Source organism: Calothrix sp. NIES-2098 (genome assembly GCF_963875125.1).
Taxonomy (GTDB): Bacteria; Cyanobacteriota; Cyanobacteriia; order Cyanobacteriales; family Nostocaceae; genus Aulosira.
Genome location: NZ_CAWNKJ010000001.1, coordinates 355001 through 378771, shown reverse-complemented (window position 1 = coordinate 378771; position 23771 = coordinate 355001). Strand labels below are relative to the sequence as shown.

The window sequence follows — 23771 nt, the reverse complement described above, 5'->3', positions numbered from 1 at the left end:
TTACAATTCCTCTGCTACTGACAGCGGAAAAATCTCACCAGCTAGGTAAGCATCAAAGTTTTGTTGGAAATATAGCCAAGAAGTCATATCTTCGCCTTCAAGATATCCTTTTGGAGCATTCTTATATAAAGGAATACGAGTATTAATTTCATCTTGTAGCCACTGGGGTAACTCAGTAAAATCATTGATTTTACCCCCAATAGCACTATATATGAGTTGACCGGGGCGATCGCCCATTTTCATCCAAGGAAGCCACTGACCAATCCTATCCCAACTCAATTTCAGTTGCGAAACCGAAGGAAGTTCTGAGTTGTGTAAATCTGCGGTGGGTACGGTAAGTTTAAATAATTCTGCTGCCTGATAAATTTCTTGGGGACTGTATTCGGCAAATTTAGAGTCTGCGGCTAAAGGGTTGGGGTAAGTCGGAAAGATATCAAAAACAAAAGTTGTCCTATCTCCCTCTACTTGGGCAGGAAATTTACCCTTAAATTCACCCTGTACGGGATTATTAGCTACGTGCATTACTGTAACTGTTTCCCCTGTCCAAGGATTTTCCCACTTATTTAACTTCTCACCTGTCTCTGGGTGAAGATAATACGTCAATTCTCTAGAAGTAAAATCCCATTTACCTTCTGCTGTTGCAATACACCTACTTACACTCATACCAAATATCTTAAAAAGGAGTTTTCGTTTCTCTCCAGGGATAAATGCGTAAATTTTACCTATCCAAATCAGGAAGGTGGATTGGCTAGAATCGAGGGAAGAACGTGTTTTCACCCAGTGCAGGGCATCCAATTCTTGAGTTTGGGCAATCATTTACAGCATCCTTAATATTAAGAAATATAGCAAGCAGATTGAGAATAAATTAGCCCTACTGTAAAAAGGGGCTTATTTAAGTAGTGCGATCGCTATGTTAGTTCTACGTAACCATAGTAAGTTAAAATTTCCTACGCTCAAAGCTTATATTCCGAACCAAAAACTTGCATAGGTGATTCAATCCCATCATTTTTACGCAATTTTGCCAGCTGCTGAAGCTGTTTTCCGGTGGGAAACAGCTGATTTTATCAGAGTTGTCAAAAATGCCGCTAAGACAGCTCAATTAACTGTTATTGGTGAGCTTGCTTATGCATTCCAGCCACAAGGGATTTCCGCAGTCGTTTTACTAGCCGAGTCTCATGTAGCATTACACTTTTGGCCTGAAGAAGCAAAGGTAACAATTGATATTCATATCTGTGACTATCAAAAAGATAATCAAGAAAAAGCTAGGTTTTTAGCCAAAATATTAACAATACAAATCAGTGAATCAGACAGTATGGATAGCTGGAATTACTTATATATCAGCGGTTAATTAGTTGCTATTAATCAAGAGTCCAAAGTCATTACTGATTTCTTCCTCCCCCTGCTCCCTGCTCCCTGCGCCTCTGCTTTTTCCCCTCATCCTCTACTCTCTGCCTCCTGCCCTCTGCCCTCTGGCTCAGGCAAAGAAATCGGACTCAGGGGTTGAGGTGATAAATCTAACTGCGGTGGCTCAGGCGATCGCTCAATTATTCCATCATTGAAGTAAGATCCTACAATCTTGTCATAGTTAGAAGCAACGGCTAGAAAAGCTCCACCCAAAATATAAATAGGTAATGGCAGAGTAAATTCTTGTACCCAGTCAAACAGTTCTGCCAAGGCAAACAATACGAAAAAGCAAGCAAGCCAGACTCTCATTTTCTTCTCTCCTGCGTGTAGGCAACTCTACTAATAGAGTAGACAGCTTGCATGATACTTGATTTTCTCTTGAACTTGTCGTTGTTTTGTCGCTTTACTTACAGGGTAACGCTGCTCAAAGAGAGATTGCCACTAGCTCACCAAATTCCTTCAGTTTGAGTTGCACAGCATGGTTATCTTTAATCGTTCTTGCTAGGGTAAAAACTGCTACCCTTATCTAAATTAATTTGTCCTAGGGTTTTGTGACTCGGTTGCTGTTACTTTCAATGATGAATCTGTGGGTTAATGTGACTTACATTATGTGCCCTTGGTTGTTATCTTCCGAAAGTTACAAAAAACTGATATTTATATCTTTAGTAATACTTAAATAGCTGGCTAATAAACAGCAGCTATTTAACTCGCACATTCTAGCTCTACTTAAAGCACTATTGTGCTTACTTGTGTTCCTAAAATATGACAGTTTTATAACTGGTGTAGTTGTAATGACAGCTAGTAGTAACTTCTGTATTTTGATGTATAGATCTATATCTCGATATATGTAGTGTAGCTGTTAACATGACAGCGTAATGTATACCTGAATTTGTAAAGAGTTTTTCTGATAAAAATCACAAGCTAATGACAAAGAAGTAGTAAAGTAATCTAATGGGCTTAACAGGGTATAAACCTTAGCCAAAAAATAAAATAGCCTTTGGTCTTCAAGAAGAAATATCGATTTTATTTCTTAGTTTGAAGACTACAGACGATAGCGATCGCCAGCCTGTGCCCAATATTACCCTCCCAGCCATTGGAGAGGTAATATACGGCAAGTATAGGTTTATTTTATAGATTTGGAATGAGGTATGCATTTTTGTTTTCTAATTTGCATACATCCATTTCATGTCAATCTTTTTGCATTTAAATTGTTGATAAAAAAAACTTACAAGCATCATCCCTGTTAATAAAAAACTTTGAACCTTGAACTTTTATTTACTCAAGGATAATTGCATGACAGAAAATTATTATTTATTTTTTAAAAGTTACACATTCTGATAAGATGCTGTAATAACCAAGTAATTAAAGATTTTTTAAAGTTTCTGTAAAGAGACTAGTATTAACTAGAGTTTTCTGAAAGGCTAGATAGCCTTAATGTCGTTTAGCTTAGAGCGTGTTTTCCGGTTTCTAAAGATTTGAAAACTATAGAAAAATGGAGTTTTTAGTAACGCCATGATTCCAATTTTAAGAAATTTAAACTGCAAAAAAATAAACTTTGTTTAACTAAAAACTCCTAAATTTCAGCCAAACCTTTGTTGTTGCTTGATGCCTTCCAATGACATCTACCTTCTCATGGTTGAGGCATAAGAGCCTCTTTTGTACTTTTTTTTCTTTGAGTGTACTTGCGTCTGCAAGTATCCCAATCCTTGCTCAAGAATCTGTTATCAGAAATACTGCTGGTGCAGGTGCAAATAATCTACCCCGACGCAGCTCAAATGAGGTAAGATTAACTGCTTCTCAAGCGGCTTTAGAAATTATTAAAACAGGTGACAGAGCCGCCGCAGAGCCAGGTGATACAGTCATTTATCGCCTCGCTATTAGAAATACTGGTAGATCTCCTGCAAGAAATCTCACAGTTACAGATAGGTTGCCTTTAGGGTTGCGATTTATTTCTAGATCGCTCAAAGGTTCTATTGGAAATACATCAGTTTCTGTAACTGCTAACGCTAGTGCTAATCGGGCAGTAACAATTGCGCTAAATCCGGCAACAGAATTACAACCAAATCAAACCTTAAATGTAGTGTATGCAGTTGAAGTGACGCCAGATGCAATTCGCGGAACTGGCAGAAACTTAGCGCAAGCCCAAGCAGGTACATTGACGAGTAATCAATCCAGCCATCTGCTACGGATTCGACCGGGAATTGTATCGGATTGTGGCACTATCATCGGGCGGGTATTCGTTGATAAAAACTTTGATGGCGAACAGCAACCAAACGAACCTGGAGTGCCAAATGCCGTAATTTACATGGATGATGGCAATCGCATTGTTACTGATGCCAATGGATTATTCTCCTTGGCAAATGTCATATCAGGTTATCGGTCAGCAACGCTGGACTTGACTAGCTTACCAGGCTATGCACTGGCACCTAATAATTACTTCATCGAAAGAAATAGCCAGTCACGCATGGTGAAATTAGCACCGAGTAGTCTGGCGCGAATCAATTTTGGGGTGACACCTGCGTTTTCAGGGGGTAAGCGATGAAGAATCAAAATTTAGGGGTGATATTTAGCAGAGAATTGGGTAATATTTCCAAAATCAGATTGGTTCTCCCACATAGGGATAGCGTACAAACGCAACAGTTATCTATATTGCGCTTGGCTTTGCAAAGCAAGGGTAAAAAAGTTATATTACTTGCTTTTTTGGCATTGATAGCGCCTTCTTTTTTGGGAATGAAGGCGACCGCAACCAGCAACGCCGCCACAGAGACAGATCAAAGTGATGCACAAACTGTTGCTCAACCAGAAATAGGCAAGGAAGAGACGCAGAAAGAGGTCGATGGGTTAATTGCTCAAACCTTGCCATCAGTCACTACACCTGCAACAACAGATCCAAGCTCGATATTTCCCCAAGATCCAGCAACTCAATTTCAGCAAAATTCTGCTTCTCCGGTTGCTCAACCACAAATTATTCCGACACAACCAGCAATACCAACAAGTCTGCCGCAGAATGCCAACAGTCAGATAAAAATTGAAATTACACCCGTAGGCGATCCGCGAGTTCAAGCTGATGGACGCTCTACTATCAAGCTGCAAGGGCAAATTACTGACGAAAAGGGTCAACTGCTGCCTGACGATTTAATGGTAACTTTAACCACCAGTGCCGGAAAATTTGTCGGCGCAGACCAAGATAAAGACCAAGGCGGATTTCAGGTACGTGCCATCGGTGGAGAATTTACTGCAACTCTGCAATCAGATATCAAACCCCAACCAGTCAAGATTCGTGCAGCCGTAGAGAAAATCAAAACGCGATCGCCTCAACTCAAACCCGGAGATTTATCATTTCCTCAACAAACAGATACCTCACTACTTGACAAGATTGGCGAAGCACCCATAGAAGCCTACACGCAAGTAGAATTCACCACTTATCTGCGTCCCTCCCTCGCAACAGGGATAGTCAATTTACGCATCGGGCCTGGTGGAACTGATTACTGGGGAAGTTTCCGCGACTTTCTCAACCCCCAAAAGACAGGGGGAACGCAAGTTGATTTGACAGCAGCAGTCTTCGCCACAGGTAAAGTTGGAGATTGGCTATTTACAGGCGCATTTAATAGCGAACGCCCCATCAACCAAGACTGCGAAGGCAGAAACCGCTTATTTGGGGGGATTCAGTTTTGCGAACAGCAATATCCGGTTTACGGCGATAGTTCCTCATTTACAGCCACCACTCCCTCTATTGATAGTTTCTATGCTCGCTTCGAGCGCAGTTCCTTAATACCGGGAGCCGATCCAGACTATGTAATGTGGGGAGACTACAATACCGAAGAATTTGCCAGAGCTTCCCAATTGTATACAGCCACCTCGCGCCAGTTGCATGGCTTCAAAGCTAACTACAACTTCGGCCCCTTGCAAATCACTGGGTTGTACGCCAACAACATTGAAGGCTTCCAACGAGATACGATCGTCCCCAACGGTTTAAGTGGGAATTACTTCCTCTCCAAACGCCTTTTAGTTCCGGGAAGTGAAACCGTTTATTTAGAAGCAGAAGAAATTAATCGCCCCGGTACAGTAATTCAGCGTCAACAGTTATTTCGCGGCCCCGACTACGAAATTGACTACGATCGCGGCACGCTGCTGTTTCGTCGTCCCATCTTAGCTACAGAACTCAATCCTTTTGGAGCTACCTTAGTCAGACGGATTGTTGTCACCTACCAAAACGAAGGCGGGCAAGATTCCAGCCTTTACGGCGGACGACTGCAATACAACATTTCTCAAGATATAGAAAGCAAATCTTTTGTTGGTGCAAGTTTCCTGCAAGAAGACCAAGGTAGCCAAGATTTTCAACTGTTTGGTACAGACTTTTTACTATCTTTTGGCAATGTTGGTAAGGTTGTCGGGGAATACGCTCGTTCTAATGGCACCCTCGTCAATGGCCAAGATTTCAACGGTTCTGCTTACCGCTTGGAGGCCTTTGGCAAACTAGGTGATAGTTTATTAGGTCAAGCCTACTACCGAGCTGTAGAACCCAACTTCAGCAACAACTCCACCTTCAGCTTTACACCCGGACAAACACGCTATGGAGCATCGGTTCTCGCCAAAATTACTGACACCACTAGGTTTAATGTTGCTTACGACTTTGAAGAAAACTACGGGACTGCTGCTGCTGGTTTAAATAGTGTGCTGGGCTTTTTTGACCTCTTCGATCCCCAACCCCAAGCACGTCCCGGAGAAACAGTCAATAATACCCTCAAAACCTTCCGCGCTGGGATATTACAAAGATTTGGGAATGTGGATACGAGTTTAGAGTATGTCAATCGTTCTCGCGAAGACAGAATTAGCGATCGCTTTAGTGGTAGTGCCGATCAGTTAGTTTCTCGGCTCAAATTTCCATTAACGGAATCTTTAACATTCCAAGGACAAAACGAACTGAATTTAGGCGGTAGCGATCCTCTCTATCCCAACCGCACAACCTTAGGACTGGACTGGAAAGCCTATCCCGGAGTCACACTGCGATTAGCTCACCAATTCTACGATGACAGCAGCTTACTTCCAGGTAACTCCATCACCACCCTAGACACCATCCTCGATCGCAAGTTATCAGAAGATACCAGTTTGACTGGTCGCTATTCTGTCCTCTCCGCATTCAACGGACTCCAAGGGCAAGGTGCTGTTGGACTGAATCATCGCTGGGCTGTGGCACCAGGATTGCGGGTGAATGTCGGTTACGAATACGTATTTAAAAACATTTTTAATGGCACAGCAGCAGGTTCGCAATTTGGTCAATACTACGCAGTTGGTCAAACAGCTTCCTCGTTGGGCCTATTTTCTGGTTCCGTCTATAGCGTAGGGCTAGAGTACACCGATAATCCTCAATTCCAAGCCAGCACCAGATTTGAATACCGCGATGGCGATGAAGGCAATAATCTTGTAATTTCCGCCGCCGCCGCCGGAAAAATCTCACCAGCTTTAACAGCATTAGTTCGCTATCAACAAGCAGGGGAAGCCAATGTCTTTCTCCCCTCGACTGTGGGAGTAATTGCCGAAGGCGTCAGATTTCAAGAACTAGGCGACACCTCCAACCTAAAACTCGGTTTAGCCTACCGCGACCCCAGTAACGATAAATTCAACGCTTTACTCAAGTACGAGTGGCGACAAAACTATGACTCAATTCCCGAAACTCAGTTAACAGGTAGTACAGCTACAGGACATATCTTCTCCGCAGAAGCCATTTTTGCCCCTAACTGGCGCTGGGAATTTTATGGCAAATATGCCCTGCGGAATGGCGTTACCTTCTTTGATGGCGATCGCTACGATGCTGATGTCAACTTAGCCCAATTACGAGCCACTTACAGACTCGGTTATCGTACCGATTTAGCAGTCGAAGGACGCTGGATTGGACAAACCTCTAATAGCGGCACCAACTACGACGAATTCGGCGTAGCTGTAGAAACTGGGTATTATTTAACCCCCGATTTACGAGTGGGTTTAGGCTACAGCTTTGGCAGCGTTGATGACCGAGATTTTACTGGCTACCGTTCTGAAGGCGGTATTTATCTAAACATCAGCTTGAAGCTGAACGAACTTTTAGGCGGCTTTGGATTACAAAAACCCGTACCCAAACAAGAACAGGAATCGCAAGTACAACCCATATCTCAGGTACAGCCCAATTCATCCCAAACCGAACTAATTAATTCGCTGAAAAAAGCAATTCCCCAAACAGCTGGTTCAGAGGCATTCCAGAGTCAACTAATTAACCGTCTGAAACAGTCACAAGCAATGAAGTAGCAGCATAGCCCAGGTTCAAGGTGTATAGGAGTGAGTGATGTCCAGTTTGAAAGTCCGTTGGCTACAAGATTTCCCTTGGCGGAAACTAAAAGATAACCAAGAAAACCACATACAATCCAGCTTATTCAAGAACAATTTATTGTGCGTTAGCCCTCAACCCGATCAAACTACAACCTCAGCACTAACGCAAAATCTATCTCAAACTCTTCTTTCCACCGAAGTTCTGATGCCTGCGGCAACCCCTCCGGTGTACGCCGGAAGCCGACGCTCAGACTTCTCTGTGCGTTCTCCGCGTCCTCTGCGGTTCGTTCTTCCCTTAACCTTCTACCTCTTATCCTCCGAAGCCGCACTTAGCCAAACACCTACCCCATCACCACAACTTCCTTTTCCCACTTCTCTACGGGTAGTAGTTAACAGCAACCAAGATGGTAACGTGCAACCCGATAACCAGTTAACATTACGCGAAGCCATCGAACTGGTAAATGGTAAGCTATCAGTTGCTCAACTTAGCAGTGCAGAAAAGGCGCAAGTTCAACCTGCAATAGGGGGAAGTTCGCGGATTGAGTTTAATTTACCTCCAAACGCAACCACTATTCTTTTACAGTCACAACTGCCAGATCTCACCAGCCCCGGATTAGTTATAGATGGCGCTACGCAGCCGGGATATAACCCTTCAACTTCCGCCACAGCAGAAATTGCCATTCCAATTCCAGTAGTAGCGATCGCACCTGCACCTGACAAAGAAATATTTCGCGGTTTAACAGTTGTTGCTGATGGCGTGACAATCCGCGGTTTAAGCCTTTACGGATTTAACGCCAGCGCCATTAAACAGCAATTAGGGAATATTTTAATTTACGATGGTGTCCCCAAACCTGTAACTTTAACTACACCACCAGGGGATATTGTCATTGCCCACCGTCTACCACCTCCCAATACTACCCAGCAGCAACCGCCTAATAGCAACTTTCCCTTTTATAAAAAGGATGTCCCGCCCAAAAATGTTGTCATCGAAAACAACTGGTTAGGGCTAACTACGACTGAAGCAGTACCAGAAAAAACATCAGCTTTCGGGGTTTACGTATTCAACTCTCAAGGCGCAACAATTCGCCGCAACCGAATTTACTACCATGATGGCAGCGCCATTATTACCTCAGTACGGGGAGAAAATACCTTAGTTCAAGAAAATATTATTGTCGGTAATGGGATTGCTGGAATGCCAGATGCCTTGCGGATAGAAGGTGTCGTGAGCAAATCCCAAATTACAAGTAACTTAATTTGTGCCAATGATGGCGCAGGGGTGTATTTATTCAAACCCCAAGGTGACGTACAAATCAGCAATAACCGCATCACTTACAATGGCAGACGTTTGCGACGGGCAGCAGTTTACTTGATGGGTAGCGATCATCAGGTAACAGGTAACGAAATCTCCTATCAAACTGGGCCTGGGGTAGTGGTGACAGCTTTTCCTGACAGTAAACGCAACATTATTCAAAATAACTCGTTTGCGGCATTAGAAGGTTTGAGTATTGACCTGAATGCCCAGCGAGATTTAGATGTAAGCGACTGGCAAAGAGGAGACGGGCCAAACCCCAAACGCAATTCTGGCAATCGCCGCCTCGATACAGGTAACGGTGCAATTAATGCCCCAGAATTTAAATCGCGAGAATTTTTGCCTAGCGGTAACAGCGTCACCTTACAAGGTAAAGCCGATCCTGGTTCTGAGGTGACAATTTATCGCCTAGGAGATTACCAGCAAGGTAAACAGGCACTTTATGAACCTGGTTATGGGGCACTTAGCCAACCATTAGCTAGCGCACCTGTAGATGCAAAGGGGAATTTTAGCATCACAGTTACCAATGTGCAGGCAGGGGATATAGTCAGCGCGATCGCCACAGATCCTAAATACGGCACATCCGAACCCGCGATCGCAGCCTTTATCGGCCCGAGAGGTACTACACCCAGCCTGCCACCCGCCAGTAAGCAAAACCCCATTCCTCAATGTACTTCTAGACCTGCGCCACCTCCACCGCCAAAACCACCAACTTTAATACCACCTACTCCTCTACGGATACGGGCACCACGGAATATACACTTTGCTTTAGATAAATCCTTGATTAGTCCGGCGAGTGCGATCGTTCTCGATCGTGTGGCGGAAGTATTAAAGCAGAACCCGCTGATTGTCATCGAAATTCAAGGACACACTGACCCCCGTGCCAGTAACGATTATAACTTGGCGTTGGGTAGAAGAAGAGCTTTAGCTACGAGAAATTACTTATTACGGCAGGGTATTCCCGCCGAACGGATGACGATTCGCTCCTTGGGTGAAAGCCAGAGAGTTAGTGAAGGTAGTAGCCGCTTAGATTACGCACGCGATCGCCGTGCTGAAATTATCTACAAAGATGTCAGAGGCATTGACATCATCATTGAAGGCCAAGAACAAGACCTGCAATTAGAACCAGATAGAGGCAGAAGGTAGGAACGAAGTGGAGGAATGTCAAATTTCCCCTGCTAAGTAGATTTTCTCCTGCAAATTTCTGCTCTGCACCTTATATCAAAACCAAAATCTACAAAACCTACCTTTAAAAGTCAAAAATCTACCATCTTGTTTAGGAAGCCAGAAATGAAACCTTTATTGAAAAATTTAGCCAAACCCATAAGAGGTACATTCCTGACACTACTGTTGACTGTTCCTCAAGTTCCTCTTGTGGGCAGCCTTTCCAGTAAAAAGGTATTAGCACAAGCAAATACCTGTCCTAATGGTGTACAACCAGCAACTTTTGAGTGGAGTCCTACCACTAATCTGGCAGGATTTTTAGCGCAAAACCTGGTAGCTGGTGGAGTTAAGGCTACCTTTCAGTTCGTTGATAATCCTGGGCCTTTGGGAACAGTCACTGACACCGAAAATTTTGGTGCAATCCCAGAAAATCAAGTTACAAGAATTGACACACCCCTAGAAGAATATGGAAATCTCCTCGGCTCAAAGCTGCGCTGGAATATTGGTTTAGGCAAAAACCCTGCACAAGGTAATTCCACACTGATTATCACCTTTTCTCAACCAGTCATTTTGACAAGTCCTCTAACTTTTATGGACGTTGACCGAAATGGTGTGCGAGATGTTGGGAGAATCTATCAAGATAGAATTACGGTGAGAGCATTTAATGGAAATGCAAGTGTACCTTTAACTGGCACCGCAGTCAGCCCAAATAATGTGAGAGTTACTAACAACAGTGACAACGTTGTTGCAGAGGGGATTGTCGAAAATGCCCAAGTCTTTGAATCATTTAGCAACGTGACGATCGCACCATCAGGTGCTGTTAGTCAAATCCGAATAGTCTATGAACCAGGACAAGAATTCGGTTCGCCTGGGCAAGATGAGACTATAGGTTTGGCTAAACTTAGTATCTGCGCCGCACCAGGCTCTATAGGTGATACTGTCTTTAACGATACCAATGCTAACAATCGTCAAGATCCAGGTGAACCAGGAATTGCTGGCGTTCAACTAAATCTTAGAGATCAAAACGGTAACGTAATTGGCACAACAACTACCGATAGTAATGGTAGATACAGCTTTCCGAATTTAGTTCAGGGTCAATATACAGTTGCTGTTTCCCAACCACCTAGTGGCTTTACACCTACTCTTACCCAGCCCAATCCTATTAGCTTAGGCGGGGGACAGAATTTCGATCGAGCTGATTTTGGTTTTACTCAACCAGCACAAGGTACAGGTTCAATTGGCGATTTTGTATTTAGCGATACTAACGGTAATAATGTTGCAGAACCGGGAGAAGCAGGAATTGCTAACCTCAATCTTGTACTGAGGGATACCAACGGTAATGTAATTGCCACTACAAAAACTGATGCCAATGGTATCTACAGATTTATTAATCTCCCGCCTGGTAATTACACGGTAGCTATCACCAATCCACCTGTTGGTTTTACCCCCACTCTTGTACAACCCAATCCTGTTAGCCTCGCTGCTAATCAAAATATTGATACCGTTGATTTTGGTTTCCGTCCGCCTACTGATGGGTCGATTGGCGATACAGTATTTGCTGATACCAACGCTAATGGTACACAAGATAGTGGCGAACCAGGCATTGCGAACGTCACTGTTACATTAACACTGCCAAATGGGACTACAAGAACTGCGACCACCGATAGTAATGGTAAATATAGCTTTCCTGGATTAGCACCAGGTAATTATCAAGTCAGGGCCACTCCGCCTCAAGGTAATAATCTAACTACAGGTATTAACCCCTTCAATATCAACCTCTTACCTAGTCAAAAATTAGATAGTGCTGACTTTGGTTTTAGTCCTAACGCATTTAGTGGCGATCGCGGTTCCATTGGCGATACAGTATTTAACGATATAAATGGTAATGGTATCCAAGACACAGGCGAATCCGGCGTTCCCAACGTTCCAATTACCCTAACTCTTCCTGGAAATGATGGCATCTTAGGCACTCCTGACGATACCACCCAAACAACTACCACCAATGGCAACGGTATCTATAATTTTACCAATCTACCGCCGAGTAACTACAGAGTTGCGATCGCTCCTCCCTTCAACTTGCCCCAAATTACCACTGGTAATTCTCAAGTCAATGTCAATCTGCAACCAGGTCAATCGCTAACTAACGTTGATTTTGGGTTGCGGCGACCGCCTGGTGGTTCTATTGGGGATACAGTATTCAACGATACAAATAAAAACGGTAGACAAGACTCAGGCGAAACTGGAATTCCCAATGTCAACTTAACTCTGAGAAATGCCAACGGTCAGATAGTTGATACTACAACTACCAATAATAATGGCAACTATATTTTTACCAGCGTGCCAGCAGGTAATTACACCGTAGACCTTACCTCACCCCAGAACTTCACACCCACAACTGCAACCTCCGCCTCAGCAAATGTCACTCCCGACAATCAAGATATTGTAAATGTTGACTTTGGTTTAGCGGCTGGGAATCCCAGTAATGCAGGTTTGCAGTTAGTCAAACGAATTACAGCGATCGCCAGAACAAATGGTCAGCGCATCCCGTACAATACCTTTGTTGATGACCCCAATGACCAAAATGATAATGTCCTCAGACCTGCGCCTGTAGGACAATATGAGCTTCAAACACCAGTGGAAAGCGGTGATGAAATAGAGTACACAGTTTATTTCCGCGCCGGACAATTACTAGAGAATCTCAATTTTTGTGACTTAATTCCTACAGGAACAACTTATGTACCTAACAGTATTACCGTAAATGGCGGCGGTGCAGGTGCAGATGCAGGCAGATTTTTCTCTCCTTTGACACCTTTAGAATCAGTTCCTGAAAGTAATGTTTGTGAAAATCGCAACAATCCCAACGGGACAGTAATTGTCAGACTAGGTAATGTTCCCAACGGTCAATCTGGGTTGGTTAGCTTCCGCGTCAGAATCAATTAGAAATTTTCCAAAAATTACTGTTTGGGAAATTTCTGAGTAGAAACCCGAATTTGGCAATAAGTCGGGTTTCTCAATTTTGCGATCGCCTAATTTCAATTAGGAAGAATTAACCTCACCCGACTACAAAAGCTGAACTACTTCGACACGGGTAGATTGACAATTCCTGCAACTTGAGAATACCTAGATGGCAATAAATTCCAGAGCAGCCGATAAAGTTGTAAAGGCTGATCTTGACCTTTAACTTGAACCAGGGGCATTTTTTCAAAAGGCAAATTCATGGCTTTCAACCGATCAAAAGTTGCTTGAGATATCACTATCTCTCCAGCTTGAGCAACGTTACAGATTCTACTTGTGACATTTGTTGTATCGCCAATAGTAGCGTACTGAATCAGTTTATCGGAACCGATGTTGCCTGCTGCTACTTTTCCCGTATTCAGCCCAATGTGGATTTGAATCGGCTGCTTACCCTGCTGCACCCACTGTTGATTCAGCCGTAATACTGCCCATTGCATATCAATGGCGGCTTGTATGGCTCGTTCTGGATCGTCAGCTTTGCGATACGGAGCGCCCCAAATAGCAAATAAGGCATCGCCAATATATTTTTCTAAAGTGCCTTCATAGCGAAAGACAATCTCTTCTACCATGACCTCAAAGTATTCATTCAGCATCGCAATTACTTGACGTGGCTGCATTGTAGAAGACATTTTTGTGAAATTAGTAATATCAGCAAACAGCGCTGTTACTTCTGTCTCGACAATCCCTAAGTTGGCTTCTTCCTTTAGCTTTTTCCTAACTGCTTCCGGAAAGAATCGCTCTAGCTTATTACGCATAACTGCTTCAGCTTCGATTTTTTTGTAGAGATTGGCGTTATCAATCGCGATCGCAGCCTGGTTAGCTAAAGCACTCAAAAATTCTACATCTTCGTCAGAGTAGACATCTGATAAAGACAAATTATCAACGTACAATACCCCAATTACTTCCTCCCTCGGTTTGAGAGGAATGCACATTGAAGCACGAATAGTTTGTACAAAAACTGACTCTGAATCATTAAACCGCTGATCGTGACAAGCATCAGTAGTTAAAATGGCATTACCATTTTTGTATACGTAGTTTGTAATATTTTTACTATAAAATTGATTTTCGTTGGAAACTCCTGAGCGTAACTTTACAGCTTTATGTTCTAGCTGCTTTGTGGTTTCGTTAACCAGCAATATTACTGCTCTGTCTATATTGATAATCTCAAATAGTAAATCGAGAATTTTCTCTAACAGTCGGTCAGGCTCCTCTGGAGAAGACAGCTGTTTGCTCACATCTAACAAAATTTTCAATTTATCTACTGTCCGCTGATTGCTACCTCGATGGGAAAGCCGCAGTAATGAATCTCCTCTACCTGGAGAATCGAGTAAGTCCTGCATCTTAAAACGGCTTTGCTCAGTAGAAAACTGTTTGACAATTGTCTCAGGGATAGATATTTGCTCGTCTTGTTCGTTGATAGATACTGGTTGTAAATTAGCTGTAGAAGGTATGGGCGTAGCGTTAATTTTGTCAACAAATTTTAACTCTACATTTCCACAATAAATTAAATCACCATCCTTCAGTTCATATCGATCGATTTTTGCCTGATTGACGAAAGTGTGATTGAGACTTTGCAGATCCTTAATAATAATCCGATTCTCAGCAATTGTAATTTCTGCATGGTAACGAGATAGGCTCTCATCGGCGATCGTAATAGTATTATCACCGCTGCGTCCTATGGTGTTAATTCCAAACTTTAACAGATGATGTTTCTCTTGAGGAGTGTTAGGAGCGTAGATTAAATATGGCATTTTCCACCCTCACATTTCCACTTATCTTGAAAATTGCTTTGCTGAATCACAGTAGGCACCCCACAACCATCAATAGTATAAAATTCACTACGTTCCGTCGAGATTTCGGATTAAATTATCTACCTCTTTCAAAATCTCAGAAATTTAGGGGTGAATTACGCAAGTTCACAATGAATTCACAGAATAGTCTATTTTATTAATTTCTTAAGAGGAAATAAATTCTTACTTAGCGCTTTAGCCTTCGATGTTTTAGTACTAAAGTAATGACTACTAATTGTCAACATTAATTACATATAAACTATCAATCTTTTAAGTCATTATTCCTTATTTGGCAGAGATAAACTCTAATTTAAGAAACATCTAATTAAAAATTCATAGCACAACCTTAAAAATTTTCGTTATCTTTCTTTTGAGGAACTAATTTATCTTTAATACTTGGTTTCTCTTGATTGTGTAGATGCTCCTTACCATATTTCTCAATTTGTGATAATCCCTGTTTAGCTAAATTTTCAGCAGCTTGTTTAAATAATGGTTCTAATTTATCTTGCCAATATTTAATATTAGGCAACTTTTCAGGATGTTTTTGATAGTCTAAAACTTTATCCCACTGACCTTGTGCGATTGCCGTATTAATGTCATTAAATAAAGCATCTGCCTTAGCCCAATCTTGCTGCCATTGAGCCATCATTGCCGTAGCTTCTTTAAAACTAGAAGAAGCTGTTTTAGGTACAGATCTTAACAGTGCGATCGCTCCTGCTAAATCTCCTGACTCATACTTTTTCTTGGCTTCTTCCACAACTTGAGCGCTGTTATCCGCAGATGGCGATCGCTCTGATTTTTCTGCATCTGAAGTAAATGGCTCTGAACGGAATGCTTCTGATTGATTGGGTGATAAAGTTGCTACTTTGCTAGATTTAGGTTTTGCTTTCGATCCTGGTCGGCTAGCAATTAAAGAATTATCATCTACTGTTCTAATTGCAGTACCTCTATCTCGCAAACAAGAAATCCATTGTTCGTTATTTGCTATTACATCCGAGTGCGCCCAAGCCAAACTTCCAGAGTTAAGTTTCACTTCTACCCAACCCCGTTTTGTACGTTTACCAGTCACTTCAAATTGACTATTATTACTTACTACTTTCACTACAGTATCAGAATTGATTGCGCTAGGTTCAGAACGAATATTAGAATTGCCCACCACAACAGCTAAACACTTGTTGCTTAAACTATTATCATTACCTGTTAAATTAGCAGCTAAATTCTTCACGCTGGGATAGAAATTAGTCACCAAAGCCGCAGCACCACCTGCCAATAAAAGCCCTACTATCAAAGGTAATGGATCGGGCTTGTTAGAGTCTTGACGCACGGGTTTAGCAACCGCTTTATTTGCTGGTGCAACTGCAACAGTTCGCTGACGAGATACTTGAGTATGAGTTTTATTTTGCTGGACGCTAGAATTTTGGCGGAATTCTTCTAGCTTTGAGGTTACAGCAACAGGAGTCATCAACTCTCTACAAGCTTGCAGTGCTTCTGTAGCATTTTGGTAGCGGTCTTTAAAGTGATAACGCACCATTTTGCTCAAAACTGCTGCCAACTTAGAATTCACAGTTACCAAATGCTGCCAAAGAAGTTCACCTGTATTTGCATCTTCTTGCAATGCTGTTGCTGCTACTCCTGTGATAGCTTGAATAGCAATTATACCTAAAGAATAAATATCGCTATTAGGACGGGGTTTGCCTTGTCCTTGTTCTGTTGGCATATAACCGGGAGTACCAATAACTACTGTCGCAGTAGGTTGTGTTCCAGAAGCTGCTAAATGTGTACGTAGTTGTTTAACTGCCCCAAAATCTACTAAAACAAATTTATTGTCAGAAGCGCGACGAATAATATTATCTGGCTTGATATCGCGGTGAATTACGCCTTGACTGTGTACAAATTCTAAAATGCCCAGAACTTCTTGTAACAGTTGCACAACCTGATTTTCACTCCAGCGCTTACCAGGTAAAAGTTCTTCACTTAGGGTATTTCCTTCAATAAATTCTTGTACTAAATAGAATTCTTGATTTTCGTCGAAATAAGCCAAAAGTCGGGGAATTCGATCGTGCTTACCCAAAATTTCTAAAGTTTCAGCCTCACTATTGAACAGGCGCTTGGCTGTGTCAAAAACTCTGGGATCAGAACTAGTGGGTTTGAGATGCTTGACAACACAGATAGGATTTCCTGGCCGCCTAGTATCTTGTGCAATGTAAGTTTGGCCAAATCCTCCCGTAGCCAGAACTCTAATTACTTGGTAACGATGGTCTAGTAGCTTGCCGATCATAAATTCCCTCCCCAGTGTTAACACCCAATTTTTCAGATGCTAATCAATATCTCCAAATTTTCTTCCATGAAATCCGCTATCTTGAAAAAAGATTTGAATTAAAAATGTAATTTTTTTAATAACCACAGATTGTTAACTTTTGTTTACATATCTTTTTTGATTAGCAATGCCACCCAAAATAAACAACTCTGTCACTTGGCAGCAGGCTGAAATGCTGATGCAGCCTGCTTTCATCCGCGTGGTTGATAATATTCGCAAACAACTAGATGTGTCTCCCTGGACAGGAAGCTATCATGATGTCTTGATTTGGCCTGCCAGTACTAGCGATGAAACCAAAGCAACTGTGACTCAGCTTTTGCAGGAAATGGAATCTGCAACACTAGAACAAGCAGATGAAATTAGAAAGGCTCTTTCCAGTCTGCCGATGCCCCATCCAGGATATCATCTACGTTTGCAGCGTCAAGAGCAGCAAGTAACTATCGATTTGTGGGATCTTTGTTATCAAGTCTGTTTTCTTAACTACAGTCCAGATGTTCCTAATACTGAGTCTGCTGAAATTGACACTAGTTTAATTGATGAAACCGGAGAAGTCGATTGGCTGCGTTTAGAAGCTAAAACCAAGGATCTGGTTGAGCAAGTTTTTGCTAGTTTAGCTGAGTAGGGTACTCAGTAAAAATTCTAGTAAAGGCAGTTATACTGCAATTTGGATTGACGCAAGCTTAAGGGATGCTGAAGCTGAATTGTTGAGCTATGGTAACAATTGGCGATCGCCTGCTTCAACTTTTGATTGAGTTACGCTATAAAAACTGTTGACTTCAGTCCACATCAGTTTGGCAAAGAGTAGATATACTGGTAACGATACAATGGCATTCAGTATCTTGATGCCAACTTTTCTTGCCCTATGCTACCTGTCATCTACTCTGATGAGTTTCTGGATCATAAAACTGGAAACTACCACCCAGAAAGACCAGAACGTTTGACTGCGATCGTCAATGCCTTAAAGGAAGCTAAGTTTGCAGAAAAGATTGCTTGGCGATCGCCGACAAAAGTTTCAGACAACCCATCACTAATACCTGTACTGCGAAAAGCCCATACTCCAGATTACATTAACAAAGTTCAAAAAATCGCTGCGACTGGAGGCGGCTACTTAGATGGAGATACACCAATTTCCCCCCGCAGTTATGATGTAGCCTTGTTGGCAGTAAGTGCTTGGTTGGATGGGGTTGATGCAGTTTTGACAAGCGAAAATCCAGCTTTTGTGCTAACTCGTCCTCCAGGCCACCATGCAGAAAGCGATGCTGGAATGGGGTTTTGTTTATTTTCTAACGCTGCGATCGCTGCTTTTTATGCGCTACAGCAACCTGGAATTAATCGCGTAGCCATCTTGGACTGGGATGTACATCATGGCAATGGTACTCAGGCGATCGTAGAAACTCAGCCGCAAATTGCTTACTGTTCTTTACATCAGTATCCTTGCTACCCAGGTACTGGTAGAGCCTCCGAACGCGGCTTCCATAATAATGTTTTAAATTTACCTGTACCACCTGGTAGCGATATAAAAGTATATCAACCCCTATTTGAAAAGTTAGTACTACCATTTCTAGAAAAGTTCCAAGCAGATTTACTAATTATTAGTGCTGGTTATGATGCAAATGCCGCAGATCCACTAGCAAGCGTTAACTTACAACCAGGAGATTATGGTCTATTCATGGATTATTGTTTAGGACTAACCCGAAAGATTACTTTTGGCTTAGAAGGTGGCTACGATCTAGCGACACTTTCTCAATCAGTAGTCGCCACAATCGAACGCTGCTTAATTTAAAACTTCCTTATTCATCTTCCAGTTTGATCTAGAAAAGTTTGGAAGCTGAATCTTGAGTAGTAACAAAACAGTACTTATGCTTATCAGAAATACAATTGCAGTACTTGCGGATCTTAACAAAACATTATGAAGTTTTATTTCAGTAGAGCAACATAGCTATAGCTCAAAACTAAGAAAACTACCAACAGTCGGTGCTGTGACAGTTGAAAACCTGATTGTCGTTACCAGGCAAATACTTTTGCTTTTGTAAGCTTAATTCTTAATAATTTTATATTTTATCTATATCAATAGCAAAATATTACAAGTATTAACAGTATATTTACTAATATTTTCTATAAAAATCATCTATTTTATTTTTTCATTTCTCGCCTCCATAACATAGCTAATAAGGAAAATCTTCTTTCGCACATCAATTAGGTTTAAATTTTTAATAAATTTATTGCTACCTAAAATTTTACGCATAATTACTTATTTAAAATCAAACTTATTTTTGACATTAAATTATTTTCAGTATTGCACTAAACAAATATCTCGATAATTCATTGAATCTTCAGAAAGAAAAAGTTTGCAATCTATTTTTAAACAGCTAAAGTTTTGTTAAGATGCAAATGCTAGTAATTTCTCAACGAAATACACCACTTAGGGTGTGAAGAAATTAAACAGCACTAGCAACACAGAGTTATAGAGGTGAAGTGTAATGACCACCTACATTTTTTTCAATGATGCCCTCCAGATGCTTACCAACGCCTATCTGATATCAGCAATAGTGCTAATTGCAGCTTCTGGTATAGGTCTAGCAGTAATAGAAACGATTGAAAAGACAGGAGAACGCTAAGTTCTAACTTGGCGTTTTACTTTTCACCCAAAACCTATTGAGTGTATGTGTTCGCTGTCATAGAATCCTGGGAACACTAAGCAATGAAAGTCTCACAGCGTTGCAGACTCGCGCGAAAGCTACGGAACGTATAGGTTGTATCGCTTTGAGACCTTAATCATGGAGCAACTACAATGGGTTCATTAGACACGGTATTAGGTAAAAATAGCCAAGCTCAAGTAAAACTGAGTTCAGCAGAAGCTTTTGTTGCTATCACTCTGGCGGCCACATCTTTAGATGGTTATCTGTCAGAAGAGGAAGCGCGCTGTATCTCCTCAGTTTTATCTAGGTTAAAGCTTTTTAGAAACTATACCAACGAGCCGATGAACAGCTTGTTTGAAAAAATTCTGGGTATGCTGAGGCGAGATGATATCAATATTCTATTTGATACGGCTAAAGAATCTTTAACTCCAGACTTACGTGAAGCAGCATTTGCAGTAGCTACAGATCTATTACTATCTGAGGGCATTCCTACAGAAGAAGAAACAAATTTTTTATACGATCTACATCAAGCCTTAAGTATTTCCAGGGATGTAGCAATACAAATAGTACAAGTAATAGTTATCAAGAATCGTGCTTAGATTAATTAACTTAGGGCGTGTCATCAAATAGGTGTCAATCTAATTTAGAATTGATAGCCGAGCGCGAGTTGAGTAATGGGAGGAGTGCTAAAATGACGCGCCGCTATGCCTTGCGGGATGACCAGTGGGAACGCATCAAAGACTTACTACCAGGGCGAAAACAGACTGTCGGAGTGACGGCTAAAAATAATCGATTGTTTGTCGAAGCCGTACTGTATCGCTACCGAGCAGGTATTCCGTGGCGAGACTTACCCGAACGGTTTGGGGATTTTCGAGTCGTTCATACCCGTTTTAGTCGATGGGCAAAGCGCGGAGTGTGGCAACAGGTGTTTGAAGTGTTAGCCGAGGATGCAGATAACGAATATGCGATGATTGACTCGACCATTGTGCGTGCCCACCAACACAGTGCCGGGGCAAAGGGTAGGGCTAATTCATTGTCAAAAGAGAAAAAAGCTCATTGAGATCATGGCACAGAAATCGAAGTGCTTTGGTCAATGAGCGATAACCCTTAGCACGGAGCAGATTAATCACGAAAGTACGAATAATTGACCAGTTAGTAGCAGCATTATATGCACGAATTGGAGCAGTATCTTCGCCAAACACAACATCTTTTATCCAATGCAATCCGTTCTCAATATCTCGATGTCCACGAATAGCATGAGCAAAATTAAGAGCAGATATCTTGAGACTACTGAGGTAGTAACTAAGTGTTTCAAAAGATTGCCCATTTCTTGAACCCTGACGCTCAACAACAATCAAACTTTGCGCCTCATTATCCAACCACTTTTACTATTTTGGTTAATTTATCCCTGGTTCAGTATTTTCCCCAATTCACATTTATTGCTGGGATTCAATCATTTAATTGCTGCCATGAATCAATTTAAACCCTGTTATGCTTCTGGATGATTTGGCTTATTTACTACTTGCTTATTCCGGAAAGTGACAGAAGAGGGTTAGGGTAAAAGTTTTTTCTAGGGCGTGTCATCAATTAAGCCAGATAACGGCAGCAGCAAGATAAATTGCGCCTTTGAAAGTTCCTTGCCCGCTTATCATAACGTGTTGCGATCGCTCGATATTGCTTGAGTTGGGCAAAGAAATTCGTATGGGAGATGTCGTGCTTTGTATAAGTCTTTGTCATACTCACGAGAAACAATACGGTTGCGTTTGGGTGGAATAACTACGGTTTTGCCCTGTTGTTCAAGTCGCTCAATCACGCGCTGATCAGCATCGTATCCCTTGTCCGCAAGCAGTGTATCGGAAGAAAGCTCGTTGAGCAGGATATCGGCTCCATCAAGGTCACATGCTTGTCCAGGAGTCAAGTGAAAGCCGATAGGATTGCCTAAGGCATCCACCAAAGCATGAATCTTGGTACTCAATCCACCCTTGCTGCGTCCGATGGCTTCTTTAGACGCATCCCCCCCTTTGCCCCGGCACTGTGTTGGTGGGCACGCACAATGGTCGAGTCAATCATCGCATATTCGTTATCTGCATCCTCGGCTAACACTTCAAACACCTGTTGCCACACTCCGCGCTTTGCCCATCGACTAAAACGGGTATGAACGACTCGAAAATCCCCAAACCGTTCGGGTAAGTCTCGCCACGGAATACCTGCTCGGTAGCGATACAGTACGGCTTCGACAAACAATCGATTATTTTTAGCCGTCACTCCGACAGTCTGTTTTCGCCCTGGTAGTAAGTCTTTGATGCGTTCCCACTGGTCATCCCGCAAGGCATAGCGGCGCGTCATTTTAGCACTCCTCCCATTACTCAACTCGCGCTCGGCTATCAATTCTAAATTAGATTGACACCTATTTGATGACACGCCCTAATTCACATTAGGCGTAAATTGCTCAAACCCATGCTGCACAGCGATTAAAGCAGCCTCTATAATTTGCCTTTCCGGCCAATTAAAAAAAGTTGTAGAGAGGGGGTTGACGAAACCTTGTGAGGTTGTTAGATTAGATAAGTGCTGAGGGCGAGGCAAAAACGCCGCAGCAACCGAACCGAGAAAAACAAATACTTTGAAAGCTTAAAAGTAAACCAATCCTCGTCAAAAGATTTTTGGGCAAGGCTCAAAGATCTTCAACAAAAAAATGTACAGGATTTCCGAAAGCGAGAGAAGCAATTCGGAAAGAAAAACTCAAATCACAAAATGGAGAGTTTGATCCTGGCTCAGGATGAACGCTGGCGGTATGCTTAACACATGCAAGTCGAACGGTGTCTTCGGACACAGTGGCGGACGGGTGAGTAACGCGTGAGAATCTGGCTCTAGGTCGGGGACAACCACTGGAAACGGTGGCTAATACCGGATGTGCCGAGAGGTGAAAGATTAATTGCCTAGAGATGAGCTCGCGTCTGATTAGCTAGTAGGTGTGGTAAGAGCGCACCTAGGCGACGATCAGTAGCTGGTCTGAGAGGATGATCAGCCACACTGGGACTGAGACACGGCCCAGACTCCTACGGGAGGCAGCAGTGGGGAATTTTCCGCAATGGGCGAAAGCCTGACGGAGCAATACCGCGTGAGGGAGGAAGGCTCTTGGGTTGTAAACCTCTTTTCTCAAGGAAGAACAAAATGACGGTACTTGAGGAATAAGCATCGGCTAACTCCGTGCCAGCAGCCGCGGTAATACGGAGGATGCAAGCGTTATCCGGAATGATTGGGCGTAAAGCGTCCGCAGGTGGCTATGTAAGTCTGCTGTTAAAGAGTGAGGCTCAACCTCATAAGAGCAGTGGAAACTACATGGCTAGAGTGCGTTCGGGGCAGAGGGAATTCCTGGTGTAGCGGTGAAATGCGTAGAGATCAGGAAGAACACCGGTGGCGAAAGCGCTCTGCTAGGCCGCAACTGACACTGAGGGACGAAAGCTAGGGGAGCGAATGGGATTAGATACCCCAGTAGTCCTAGCCGTAAACGATGGATACTAGGCGTGGCTTGTATCGACCCGAGCCGTGCCGGAGCTAACGCGTTAAGTATCCCGCCTGGGGAGTACGCACGCAAGTGTGAAACTCAAAGGAATTGACGGGGGCCCGCACAAGCGGTGGAGTATGTGGTTTAATTCGATGCAACGCGAAGAACCTTACCAAGACTTGACATGTCGCGAATCCTGCTGAAAGGTAGGAGTGCCTTCGGGAGCGCGAACACAGGTGGTGCATGGCTGTCGTCAGCTCGTGTCGTGAGATGTTGGGTTAAGTCCCGCAACGAGCGCAACCCTCGTTTTTAGTTGCCAGCATTA

14 protein-coding genes, 1 rRNA gene and 3 pseudogenes (1 of these 18 cut by a window edge) are annotated in these 23771 nt (G+C 42.6%); 12 read left to right on the top strand and 6 right to left on the bottom strand.

The genetic code is table 11. The features are described 5' to 3' along the window. Complete coding sequence (locus AACU33_RS01435) at positions 1-816, bottom strand: DUF1838 domain-containing protein (RefSeq protein WP_096586704.1); 816 nt, start codon at positions 814-816, stop codon at positions 1-3. Positions 817-988: 172 nt separating this feature from the next. Here AACU33_RS01435 and AACU33_RS01430 point away from each other — a divergent pair, with 172 nt between their 5' ends. Next, positions 989-1348 carry an S-adenosylmethionine decarboxylase family protein gene (locus AACU33_RS01430; protein WP_096586703.1) on the top strand — a complete coding sequence of 120 codons (360 nt, stop codon included), beginning with the start codon at positions 989-991 and terminating at the stop codon, positions 1346-1348. 86 nt (positions 1349-1434) lie between these two features. On the opposite strand, the gene AACU33_RS01425 is transcribed toward AACU33_RS01430, so the two are convergent. Then, complete coding sequence (locus AACU33_RS01425; RefSeq protein ID WP_096586702.1) at positions 1435-1713, bottom strand: hypothetical protein; 279 nt, start codon at positions 1711-1713, stop codon at positions 1435-1437. A gap of 1306 nt (positions 1714-3019) precedes the next feature. On the opposite strand from AACU33_RS01425, the gene AACU33_RS01420 reads away from it, so the two are divergent. From AACU33_RS01420 to AACU33_RS01405, 4 genes are all read left to right on the top strand, one after another. Next, positions 3020-3946 carry a DUF11 domain-containing protein gene (locus AACU33_RS01420; protein WP_096586701.1) on the top strand — a complete coding sequence of 309 codons (927 nt, stop codon included), beginning with the start codon at positions 3020-3022 and terminating at the stop codon, positions 3944-3946. Next, a complete protein-coding gene (locus tag AACU33_RS01415) occupies positions 3943-7686 on the top strand; it encodes a hypothetical protein (protein WP_339375694.1) in 3744 nt (1247 codons plus the stop codon). Before AACU33_RS01420 ends, AACU33_RS01415 begins: the two co-directional genes overlap by 4 nt. A gap of 37 nt (positions 7687-7723) precedes the next feature. Continuing rightward, positions 7724-10162, top strand: a complete 2439-nt coding sequence (locus tag AACU33_RS01410; protein ID WP_339375693.1) for an OmpA family protein — start codon at positions 7724-7726, stop codon at positions 10160-10162. 144 nt (positions 10163-10306) lie between these two features. After that, entirely contained in the window at positions 10307-13120 is a 2814-nt protein-coding gene (locus AACU33_RS01405) for an SdrD B-like domain-containing protein (RefSeq protein WP_096586700.1), read from the top strand. A gap of 134 nt (positions 13121-13254) precedes the next feature. Here the strand turns inward: AACU33_RS01405 and AACU33_RS01400 are convergent, their stop codons facing one another. Together AACU33_RS01400 and AACU33_RS01395 are read right to left on the bottom strand one after the other, a co-directional pair. After that, complete coding sequence (locus AACU33_RS01400) at positions 13255-14946, bottom strand: adenylate/guanylate cyclase domain-containing protein (protein ID WP_096586699.1); 1692 nt, start codon at positions 14944-14946, stop codon at positions 13255-13257. Between the two features lie 385 nt (positions 14947-15331). Next, on the bottom strand, positions 15332-17263 hold the full coding sequence (locus AACU33_RS01395; RefSeq protein WP_096586698.1) for a serine/threonine protein kinase: 1932 nt from the start codon (positions 17261-17263) through the stop codon (positions 15332-15334). A 166-nt stretch (positions 17264-17429) separates the two neighbouring features. Here AACU33_RS01395 and AACU33_RS01390 point away from each other — a divergent pair, with 166 nt between their 5' ends. The 5 genes and pseudogenes from AACU33_RS01390 to AACU33_RS01370 form a co-directional block, all read left to right on the top strand. Beyond that, positions 17430-17924, top strand: a complete 495-nt coding sequence (locus AACU33_RS01390) for a hypothetical protein (RefSeq protein ID WP_096586697.1) — start codon at positions 17430-17432, stop codon at positions 17922-17924. Between the two features lie 240 nt (positions 17925-18164). Further along, positions 18165-19085: a histone deacetylase family protein gene (locus AACU33_RS01385; protein ID WP_096586696.1), complete on the top strand. Its 921-nt coding sequence runs from the start codon at positions 18165-18167 to the stop codon at positions 19083-19085. A gap of 697 nt (positions 19086-19782) precedes the next feature. Further along, positions 19783-19920, top strand: a complete 138-nt coding sequence (locus AACU33_RS01380) for a hypothetical protein (protein WP_166507518.1) — start codon at positions 19783-19785, stop codon at positions 19918-19920. A gap of 173 nt (positions 19921-20093) precedes the next feature. Continuing rightward, positions 20094-20540 carry a tellurite resistance TerB family protein gene (locus tag AACU33_RS01375; protein WP_096586695.1) on the top strand — a complete coding sequence of 149 codons (447 nt, stop codon included), beginning with the start codon at positions 20094-20096 and terminating at the stop codon, positions 20538-20540. A gap of 92 nt (positions 20541-20632) precedes the next feature. Continuing rightward, positions 20633-20971 (top strand): annotated as a pseudogene (locus AACU33_RS01370) (IS5 family transposase); the annotation flags it as partial. Here AACU33_RS01370 and AACU33_RS01365 read toward each other — a convergent pair. Next, positions 20967-21299, bottom strand: coding sequence for an ISAs1 family transposase (locus AACU33_RS01365; protein ID WP_339376486.1), 333 nt, complete (start codon positions 21297-21299; stop codon positions 20967-20969). The pseudogene AACU33_RS01370 and the gene AACU33_RS01365 sit on opposite strands and share 5 nt — an antisense overlap. Here AACU33_RS01365 and AACU33_RS01360 point away from each other — a divergent pair. Beyond that, positions 21285-21446 (top strand): annotated as a pseudogene (locus AACU33_RS01360) (IS701 family transposase); the annotation flags it as partial. The gene AACU33_RS01365 and the pseudogene AACU33_RS01360 overlap by 15 nt on opposite strands. Before the next feature lie 78 nt (positions 21447-21524). Here AACU33_RS01360 and AACU33_RS01355 read toward each other — a convergent pair. Next, a pseudogene (locus AACU33_RS01355) lies at positions 21525-22287 on the bottom strand (IS5 family transposase). 402 nt (positions 22288-22689) lie between these two features. On the opposite strand from AACU33_RS01355, the gene AACU33_RS01350 reads away from it, so the two are divergent. After that, positions 22690-23771: ribosomal RNA gene (locus tag AACU33_RS01350) — 16S ribosomal RNA — on the top strand (it continues 405 nt past the right edge of the window).

Coding starts and splice junctions, on each gene's coding strand:
- AACU33_RS01435 (WP_096586704.1), bottom strand. CDS start 816: ATGATTGCCCAAACTCAAGAATTGGATGCCCTGCACTGGGTGAAAACA.
- AACU33_RS01425 (WP_096586702.1), bottom strand. CDS start 1,713: ATGAGAGTCTGGCTTGCTTGCTTTTTCGTATTGTTTGCCTTGGCAGAA.
- AACU33_RS01420 (WP_096586701.1), top strand. CDS start 3,020: ATGACATCTACCTTCTCATGGTTGAGGCATAAGAGCCTCTTTTGTACT.
- AACU33_RS01415 (WP_339375694.1), top strand. CDS start 3,943: ATGAAGAATCAAAATTTAGGGGTGATATTTAGCAGAGAATTGGGTAAT.
- AACU33_RS01410 (WP_339375693.1), top strand. CDS start 7,724: ATGTCCAGTTTGAAAGTCCGTTGGCTACAAGATTTCCCTTGGCGGAAA.
- AACU33_RS01405 (WP_096586700.1), top strand. CDS start 10,307: ATGAAACCTTTATTGAAAAATTTAGCCAAACCCATAAGAGGTACATTC.
- AACU33_RS01400 (WP_096586699.1), bottom strand. CDS start 14,946: ATGCCATATTTAATCTACGCTCCTAACACTCCTCAAGAGAAACATCAT.
- AACU33_RS01395 (WP_096586698.1), bottom strand. CDS start 17,263: ATGATCGGCAAGCTACTAGACCATCGTTACCAAGTAATTAGAGTTCTG.
- AACU33_RS01390 (WP_096586697.1), top strand. CDS start 17,430: ATGCCACCCAAAATAAACAACTCTGTCACTTGGCAGCAGGCTGAAATG.
- AACU33_RS01385 (WP_096586696.1), top strand. CDS start 18,165: ATGCTACCTGTCATCTACTCTGATGAGTTTCTGGATCATAAAACTGGA.
- AACU33_RS01380 (WP_166507518.1), top strand. CDS start 19,783: ATGACCACCTACATTTTTTTCAATGATGCCCTCCAGATGCTTACCAAC.
- AACU33_RS01375 (WP_096586695.1), top strand. CDS start 20,094: ATGGGTTCATTAGACACGGTATTAGGTAAAAATAGCCAAGCTCAAGTA.